General features: G+C 38.7%; 5 protein-coding genes and 3 pseudogenes. 3 read left to right on the forward strand and 5 right to left on the reverse strand.

Annotated elements, in window-relative coordinates:
* Positions 1-11: 11 nt before the first annotated feature.
* Both WA249_RS18140 and WA249_RS18145 read right to left on the reverse strand, forming a co-directional pair.
* Positions 12-920, reverse strand: a complete 909-nt coding sequence (locus WA249_RS18140) for an SDR family oxidoreductase (RefSeq protein WP_336170809.1) — start codon at positions 918-920, stop codon at positions 12-14.
* A 19-nt stretch (positions 921-939) separates the two neighbouring features.
* On the reverse strand, positions 940-2,745 hold the full coding sequence (locus tag WA249_RS18145; protein ID WP_336170810.1) for an acyclic terpene utilization AtuA family protein: 1,806 nt from the start codon (positions 2,743-2,745) through the stop codon (positions 940-942).
* Positions 2,746-2,930: 185 nt separating this feature from the next.
* On the opposite strand from WA249_RS18145, the gene WA249_RS18150 reads away from it, so the two are divergent.
* Together WA249_RS18150 and WA249_RS18155 are read left to right on the forward strand one after the other, a co-directional pair.
* Complete coding sequence (locus WA249_RS18150; RefSeq protein WP_336170812.1) at positions 2,931-3,530, forward strand: TetR/AcrR family transcriptional regulator; 600 nt, start codon at positions 2,931-2,933, stop codon at positions 3,528-3,530.
* Positions 3,527-4,023 (forward strand): annotated as a pseudogene (locus tag WA249_RS18155) (GNAT family N-acetyltransferase). The gene WA249_RS18150 and the pseudogene WA249_RS18155 overlap by 4 nt, the downstream one beginning before the upstream one ends.
* Positions 4,024-4,076: 53 nt before the next feature.
* On the opposite strand, the gene WA249_RS18160 reads toward WA249_RS18155, so the two are convergent.
* From WA249_RS18160 to WA249_RS18990, 3 genes and pseudogenes are all read right to left on the reverse strand, one after another.
* Positions 4,077-5,240, reverse strand: coding sequence for an acyl-CoA dehydrogenase family protein (locus WA249_RS18160; RefSeq protein ID WP_336170814.1), 1,164 nt, complete (start codon positions 5,238-5,240; stop codon positions 4,077-4,079).
* 136 nt (positions 5,241-5,376) lie between these two features.
* Positions 5,377-5,940, reverse strand: a complete 564-nt coding sequence (locus WA249_RS18165; RefSeq protein WP_336170816.1) for a DUF4256 domain-containing protein — start codon at positions 5,938-5,940, stop codon at positions 5,377-5,379.
* A 20-nt stretch (positions 5,941-5,960) separates the two neighbouring features.
* Positions 5,961-6,059: pseudogene (locus WA249_RS18990) on the reverse strand (GFA family protein); the annotation flags it as partial.
* A 141-nt stretch (positions 6,060-6,200) separates the two neighbouring features.
* Between WA249_RS18990 and WA249_RS18170 the strand changes: the two are divergent.
* Positions 6,201-6,290: pseudogene (locus tag WA249_RS18170) on the forward strand (TIGR04219 family outer membrane beta-barrel protein); the annotation flags it as partial.
* Between the last annotated feature and the right edge of the window lie 69 nt (positions 6,291-6,359).

Raw genomic sequence — 6,359 nt, forward strand, 5'->3', positions numbered from 1 at the left:
TATTTTATTCCTCAGTCCAACCCTAACTTATCGTCTTGCTCTACCTTTTCAGTCTTATCCTTAAAAATTTCAGGGATAAATGCGCGGTGGAAACCGTTATAAGACTCACTATTTGTCGCGTCACTTAATGGATACATACGCGTACCTTGCGATGCGGCACCATCAATACGTAAAGTTACACCTGACACAAAAGCCGCAGCATCAGATAATAAATAGCAAATTGCTGATGAGACTTCCGACTCGGTTCCCATACGCTTTAGAGGTACATTGCCAGCAAGACTTGGAATAATCACTTTGGCAAAATCACCACTATAATTATCCATGCCTGATGATACGATCCACCCCGGTGCAACCGCATTTACGCGAACACCTGATTTCCCCCACTCAACCGATGCGGTTTTGGTTAAGTTATCAACTCCTGAACGCGCAGCACCAGAATGCCCCATTCCCGGCATGCCACCCCACATATCAGCAGTCATGTTGACAATACTGCCACCATGTTTTGCCATCCATTGGTTATATGCTTCACGCATTAAATAGAAAGTTGCGTGCAAATTATTACGCACGACTGCATCAAAACCATTCGCCGAGATATTCTCTAATGCTGATGGAAACTGACCGCCCGCATTATTAACTAAACCATCAAGCTTGCCGAATTTCTCAATCACTTCGGCAATCATATTTTTTACTTGTTCTTCTTCACGGTTATCACAAACAATGAAATGAACCTGACCACCATCTTCTATAATTTCTTGACTTACTTTCTCTAATTTCTCAATTTTGCGTCCTGTAATCACCACTTGAGCACCTAAAGCAGCAAGCTCATGTGCCGTACAACGGCCAATTCCTGAGCCACCACCTGTCACAATGAATACTTTATTAGAGAAAGCATCTGGTCTAAAAATTGATTGATAACTCATATTGTTTCATCCATTCATTTTATTTTTCTAAAAGATTTGCAGGAACTTTGACAGGCATATCCAATAATTGTTGTGCAAATGCTTTACCTTGCGGATCGATTCGCAGGCTTGCAACACCACCGCCACCCAAGGCATTCTCCAACATAAAATTCAGTGCATTTAAACCTGGTAACTCATAACAAATTACACGCCCTTTTTCAGCATCCAAAACATGTTGCATATAGCTTGCAACAGCCTGTTCAGTCAGTGCTGCACGAATCCACGGTAAATATTCTGCTTTACGCGCAATCACACCGATATTGCTATGATTACCTTTATCACCACTGCGGGCATGGGCAATTTCAATCAAAGGAACTTCAATTTCATTCCCTTGATAAACCGCACTTTCACCCGCCGATAAACTAGGGAATTGCTCTGTAGAAACTCCTTGTGGAATCTCGACCGGATAGCGGTTCCCCTCAAAATCAATTTCGACATTAATTTGATTTTTATTAATTAAAAATGAAAATAATTTAATCACTGGAGATGCTTTTGGTCGGCCTCCAACAATTCCTGCCAAAGCAGGAGCCATACCTGTAGAAGCCTGTGCAATTTCAGATGCAAAGAACATACACGCTTCTTTAAACATGTGTTTTACAGCTATTTTGACTACAACTTCGCGGCTATTTAATGCTTGGGCATGTGCTCCATAGGTACTTTCGATGCCTAAAATTTCAACAGACTTTTCGCTAAAAGGAGGTACTGAACGCATGGCCAGCACACGCTCACATTTAGTTAAAATGGCATCGGCAATGACTTGCGCTTTTTGTGGTGCTTCACGTCCTGCAATTAGAAAACTGACTAAAACCCGATAGCCATCAGGATAAGTTGCACTCACTTTATATTGTGCTGTAGGCGCTTGTCCTGTTGCACCAGTCACACGTACTCGATGCTCACCGACTTGTTCTAGGTGTACCTGACTAAAATCGGCAATCACATCTGGTAATAAATAGGCTTGTGGATTGCCAATTTCATACATGATTTGCTCTGCAACTGTTGCGGTAGAAACCAATCCACCTGTACCTTTCGGTTTGGTGACTACAAATGAGCCGTCCTCACTGACTTCAACCATAGGAAAACCCATATTGTCGAAGCCTTGAACCAAACGCCAATCGGTAAAATTCCCGCCCGTACATTGAGCGCCACATTCAATCACATGTCCTGCCAAGGAGCCTTGCGCCAACTTGTCATAGTCATCGAGCGACCACTGATATTCATGAAGCAATGGAGCAAGCACTACAGCCGAATCTACGACACGGCCCGTAATTACAATATCGGCGCCTAAGTCTAAGGCATCGTGAATAGCCACCGCCCCTAAATAAGCATTACTGCTCACCACCTGCTCTGGCAAAGCTTCACCGCTAAACATTTCCTGAATATTTTGCTGCTTAAGTTGCTCATGTTGCGCTAAAAGATCATCGCCTAAAACCACGGCAACTTTCAGATCTAGACCATATTCTTTAATTATTTTTTGCAAGGCATCTCGACACGCCAATGGATTAACACCACCAGCATTACTAATCACCTTAATTTTTTTTTCTGCAATTTTTTTAAGTAGAGGTGCCATCACTCGACTGACAAAATCCAAAGCATAACCATGCTTTGGTTCCACCATCTTCGCTTTTGCCATAATCGACATCGTAATTTCTGACAAATAATCAAAAACCAAATAATTAATATCGGTTAAATGAACTAACTGGAAAGCTGCCGTATTGGTATCGCCCCAAAAGCCTGAGGCACAACCTATTTTTACGACACGCTCATCATCCTGTTGATTACTTGCCATTTTATTTCTCATTATTTTGTTTAAAAATCATACCCAACATTACCAAGCAAGCGCTTGGTTTGTAAAGAGCAAAATGTTATTGTGGTATTGACCAAAACTGCCAAACTCAACAACTTAGCTAAAATATTGTGGGATTTGACAAATTTTTCTATTAAGTATTTTTATATAAAGGATCCAGCTTTCGCATGATTGCTACTTCAATTGAACAGATTCCAAATATCCCTTGCTTTGATGATAGCCCACGTGGGCGTTTATTACAGGGAGCCGCGTATCTATTTCATAAGCAAGGCTATGACAAAACTACTGTCCGTGAACTGGCTCAATTTATTGGAATTCAATCGGGAAGCTTATTCCACTACTTCAAAAGTAAAGATGACATCCTCGCTCATGTAATGGAACAAACCATTATTTACAATCTTGCCTGTTTGAAAGATGCCGCGACTCAATCTACAGATACAGAGCAACAGTTACGAGCTCTCATTAAAGCAGAACTTATTTCAATTACCGGAGATACCGGTGCTTCAATGGCTGTGCTAGTTTACGAGTGGTTTGCCCTTTCAAAGGAAAAACAGGATTACCTTTTGAAAATGCGTAATGAATATGAGCAAATTTGGTTAGATGTTATTGAAAAGTTACGCGCACAGGGCAAGATAAAACATGATGCATTTATTTGGCGACGATTAGTTGGTGGTGCGATTTCTTGGACTGTGACTTGGTATAAATCTGAAGGTAAAGTCAAAATTGATGAATTAACCGAAATGGTATGGGAGATGGCTTTGAAATGAGTTTAGTCTATTTGCGTAAACCTCAAATAAATGACTTAGCTGAAATTAAAGAAGCATATAAAAACAGTATTCAACTACATCAGCCTTGGATTTACCCGCCAACCAACTTTCAAACATATTTAGAACAGGAACATCGTTATTTTGTTTGCTTAACTGAAAGCCATGCAATTGTCGGAACATTTAATATTTCGAATATAATTCGTGGGCACTTTCATTCAGCCTATTTAGGATATGAAGTATTTCATCCTTATCAGGTCATGGATATATGAAACAAGGCTTGAAATTATTACTTAAAGAAGCATTTGAAAATTTAAACTTGCATAGATTAGAAGCAAACATACAACCCGAAAACACTGCTTCAATTCAGCTTGTTGCAAATGCAGGGTTTATTAAAGAAGGTTTTTCTCGACATTATCTTCGAGTAGGGGGAAAAGAATGGAAAGATCATGAACGGTGGGCTATTTTAAATGAAATGTGGAATGAAACCTCATGATAAATGGCTCAAAAAAGAGATAAGGCAGCTTAAAAGCCACCTTATAAATAGAATTAATAACCCAACTGCTTACTAATCAAATCTTTCATAATTTCTTCAGCACCTCCACCAATCATATTGACCTTGACTTCACGGTAAATACGTTCAGATTTAGTTCCACGCATAAAACCCATGCCCCCCAATGTTTGCACAGCTGCATCAGCACAAAATTGCATAGTTCTTGTAGCCACATTTTTGAGCATTGAAATTTGAGCCACCAACTCAGGTCCTTGTAATTTTGGCTGAGTCATTTTCCATGCAGTTTCTTCAAGCAATGCCCGTGTTGAGGTCAATTGCGTTGCCATATCTACCAATTTATGACGTACCACTTGATGATCAATTAATCGCTTACCAAAAGTTTTGCGTTGCTGTGCCCAGTCTAGGGCTTCTTCGTAACAGACCAATGCATATCCATAAGCCACTACACCTAAGAAAAAGCGCTCCATATTAAAGTTATTCATAATGACTTTAAAACCAGCATTTTCTTTACCAAGAAGATTTGATGCAGGTACTCGTACTTGGTCAAAATGCAAATGAGCCGTATCTGAAGCCCACCATCCCATTTTCTTCAAAGGTGTTTTAGTAAGTCCTTCACTGTGAGCATCAACTAACAACATTGAAATACCTTCAGCCCCCGTTTTAGTTGGATCTGTACGCACCGCAACAGTATAGTAATCTGCACGAATTCCCGATGTGATAAATGTCTTTTCACCTGAGACAATATAGTAATCACTATCACGAATGGCTTTCGTTTGTAATGCAGCAACATCAGAACCACCACCAGGTTCTGTAATAGCTAAAGCAGAAATTTTTTCACCAGAAATAATACTCTGAAGGACTTTTGCTTTTAACTCCTCACTTCCAAAGTGCTGAATTGGCGGAGCACCAATTGTGTGTACCATCAATGAGATATGCACTCCACCCGACCCAGCCTTCGCCATTTCTATACCAGCCAATAATGAATAGAATGGATCAGCATCGGGAATGCCACCATATTCATCAGAGAACCCTAACCCCAATAAACCAATCTCAGCAGCTTTTTTATAAAGATCTCTAGGAAATGTCTCAGCTTCATCCCATTCATTAACGAAAGGTGCTATTTCTTTTTGTACAAATCGGCGAACATTATCAGCAAAAGCAATATGTTGTTCATTATAGTAAATTGGATTAGGTTGCATTTTTAGAGATGTCCTGATGTTTTTATTTAATTCCAGAGCATATCTTGTCATGTTTAACATCAATCAAAAGTTGCAAGAATCTCCAATTTCTTGGCATAAAACATCAAACCTAATAATTCTTATAAAACTGTAAAATCTATATTCTTAGATAGCACCGAAATCCACGAGCAGCATAATAAGATTGCGCCCCATTATGATAAATAAAGACCCGACCATAACGACGATCTGCAAAAATTGCTCCATCTAACTGTCGAATCTCATCTGGGGTTTTGAGCCAACTTGATGTTTTAAGATCAAACTCCCCTAAATTTTGTAATTCATGATATTGCTCTTCTGTGAGAAGCTCAGCTCCCATTTCTTTAGCCGCCTCGATTGCACTATTCTTAGGAGGGTGATCTTTTCTAGCCACCAAAGCTTCTCGATCATAACAAAGACTTCTACGACCTTTCGGTGTCTCAGGAGAACAATCTACAAATAAATATTCATCGCTCTTTGGGTCATAAGCCACAATGTCTGGCTCTCCTCCGGTATTCTCCATTTCTTGCAATGACCATAATTTTTCAGGAGATTTAATAAGTTTAGTTTGCGCTTCAGTCCATCTTATTTCTTTATGACGATGTAAATTCTTTTCGAACCTATCTTTTAGTGTTTCAATTAAAATTTCTATCTGCTTTGGAGCTAGTTGCTTTGTTACTGTCATTAAATAAATCCTTATATTTATTAAGCTGAATGTCCATCAAAATAATTTATTGTTATTTTTTCTAAATCTATGTCATCTATGCATCTAACATTAATAGCAAAAATAGAATTACCTTCTGCATTTACACCTTTTCCACTACAAATTTAATCTGACCACAATGACAACTTCCTTGATATTTCATTTTTCTTACTCTTTATAATTTTCATGCTACTTACTTTTCCAGTTTAAAGAATAAGTTTCCATATAAAAATGTAATCTAATTAATCAATATTGATTTAGAAGACTACGATAATAATGATCTTAAGTTTGAATTTAAGGGCCCATATGTAGGCTTGGAAGCTCATTTCTAAACTTGAATGGACTCGAAATTTTCTTTTATTATCGTACTAGTTCTAAATACTTTATTTTCAATTTTCGCT

Origin of the sequence: Acinetobacter sp. 161(2023) (assembly GCF_037027805.1) — a bacterium.
Taxonomy (GTDB): domain Bacteria; phylum Pseudomonadota; class Gammaproteobacteria; order Pseudomonadales; family Moraxellaceae; genus Acinetobacter.